We start from the raw sequence: 2,132 nt of genomic DNA on the forward strand, positions 1-2,132 counted from the left end.
CTGGAACTGCGGGTAGAACGCCGCGTAGAGCGCGACGGCCTGCCGCAGGTCCACCGTCTCCAGCAGCAGCACGTACGGCGTGTAGCGCTGGCCGTTGTCGGCGCCGATGGTCTCGCCGTCGCCGCGGCGTTCGACCGTGAACCGGCCTGCGGCCGGACTGAGCGGCCACAGGCGCGAGGAGGCCTGCTCGCGGCCCAGGCCATCGACCGTCGCGGCCACGCGGTGGGGCAGGTCGTTCATCTGGAACAGCGCCAGCACGGCCTCTCGGCCGAACAGTGCCGTCACCGCCGAAGCGAGGTCGGCCGGGGCCGCCGCGGGGTCGGTGGCCTGCAGGTTCTCGATCGGGTGCTGGATGCCCGAGCTCGCCGCCGGTGGGGCGGCGGCCACCTGGGCAGGTGCGGGCTCCGGCGGGGCCGTGGCTGCAGGAGCGACAGGGGCGGGGCGGGCCAGCCAGAACCAGGCCGCTGCGGCGGCCAGGCCCAGGGCCCCGAGGGCGAGGGCGATCTTCAAACCGGGCTTCATGCCGCAGCTTACCGCCAGCGGCGCCTCAGGCGTAGGCGGCCAGGAACACCGACACCGCGCGCTCGACGATCTGCTTGATCTGCTGGCGCGTCGGTGACGCGTTCGCACCCAGCAGGATGCGGTGCAGCACCTCGGCCTGCAGCAGGCCCGTCAGGTGCAGGGCCACCACCGAGGGCTCCGCCTGCTTCAGCCGGCCCGCCGCCATCTCGGCCTGCAGGAAGGCCGCGACGGTCTCCTCGCCGCGCCTGGGGCCCAGCTCGAAGAACTGGCGGCCGATGTCGGACTGCCCGGCCTGCGACACCACCATGCGGTAGGTGCCCACGGCCTCCGGCGTGCAGATGAAGCTCACGAACTTCTCGCCGAAGCGGCGCAGCACGCGTGGMAGGTCGTCGCTGCCGGGCAGCAGTTCGTCATAGGCCGGCCCCAGGTGGCGCATGCCGGAATAGTGGGCGGCCTCCAGGAACAGCTGCTGCTTCGACGGGAAGTAGCCGTACAGCGTGACCTTCGAGCCGCCCATGCGCGCGGCGATCTCGTCCATCGAGGTGCGCTCGTAGCCCATCTCCTGGAACGCCTGCAGCGCGATCTCCAGGATCGCCTCGCGCTTTGCCTCTGTCTTGACTCTCATGTCAATGCCTTTATTTTGAACTCGTGAGTTCATTATTGCTTGACACCAATGGTACGGCAAAGCTTATACTGAACTTGTGAGTATGTTTATAGAGGAGTCATCCCCCATGTTCTCGAACCATTCCCTGACCGGCGGCACCGCGATGCTGGCCCTGGTGTCGGCACTGCTTTCAGCGTGCGGGGATCCTCCGCACGGCCCGCCGGCCGGGCCGTCGGGCCCGCCGCAGGTCGGCGTGCAGGTCGTGCAGCCGCAGCGCGTGGTGCTCGGCACCGAGCTGCCGGGCCGCACCGTGCCGTTCCAGATCGCCGAAGTGCGCCCGCAGGTCACCGGCCTGATCCAGGCCCGCCAGTTCGACGAAGGCAGCCTCGTCAAGGCCGGCCAGGCGCTCTACCAGATCGATGCGGCGAGCTACCAGGCCAGCTACGACAGCGCACGTGCAGCCCTCGCCAAGAGCGAGGCGACTCTCCGCTCGACACGGCTCAAGTCGCAGCGCTACGACGAGCTCGTCACCATCCAGGCCGTCAGCCAGCAGGACCACGATGACGCATCGGCCGCGCTGCAGCAGGGCGAAGCGGACGTGGCCTCGGCCCGGGCCGCGGTCGAGACGGCGCGCATCAACCTCGCGTACACGCGTGTCGTGTCGCCGATCACCGGGCGCATCGGCAAGTCGTCGGTGACGCCCGGCGCGCTGGTCACGGCCAACCAGGCGGGCACGCTGTCGACGGTGCAGCAGATGGACCCGATCTACGTCGACGTCACCCAGCAGAGCAGCGCGGTGCTGCGGCTGCGGCACGCGCTGGCCCGCGGCGAGCTGAAGGCGGGTGGCGCGAACGCCGCCGTCGTCAAGCTGCTGCTCGAAGACGGCAGCACCTACCCGCTCGCCGGCAAGCTGCAGTTCTCCGACGTCACCGTCGACCAGGGCACCGGCGCGATCACCTTGCGCGCCGTGTTCCCGAACCCGGGCGGCGAGCTGCTGCCCGGCATG

General features: G+C 70.2%; 3 protein-coding genes. 1 reads left to right on the plus strand and 2 read right to left on the minus strand.

Annotated features, from left to right (window positions below):
- On the minus strand, positions 1–510 hold a 510-nt coding region (locus AC1D12_RS31640; protein WP_477845137.1), incomplete at its 3' end, for a DUF3014 domain-containing protein.
- A 37-nt stretch (positions 511–547) separates the two neighbouring features.
- Complete coding sequence (locus AC1D12_RS31645) at positions 548–1,147, minus strand: TetR/AcrR family transcriptional regulator (protein WP_047502393.1); 600 nt, start codon at positions 1,145–1,147, stop codon at positions 548–550.
- A gap of 106 nt (positions 1,148–1,253) precedes the next feature.
- On the opposite strand from AC1D12_RS31645, the gene AC1D12_RS31650 reads away from it, so the two are divergent.
- A partial coding sequence (locus tag AC1D12_RS31650; RefSeq protein ID WP_477845138.1) for an efflux RND transporter periplasmic adaptor subunit occupies positions 1,254–2,132 on the plus strand: 879 nt, incomplete at its 3' end.

This window comes from Rhizobacter sp. P1_G5 (assembly GCF_056405435.1).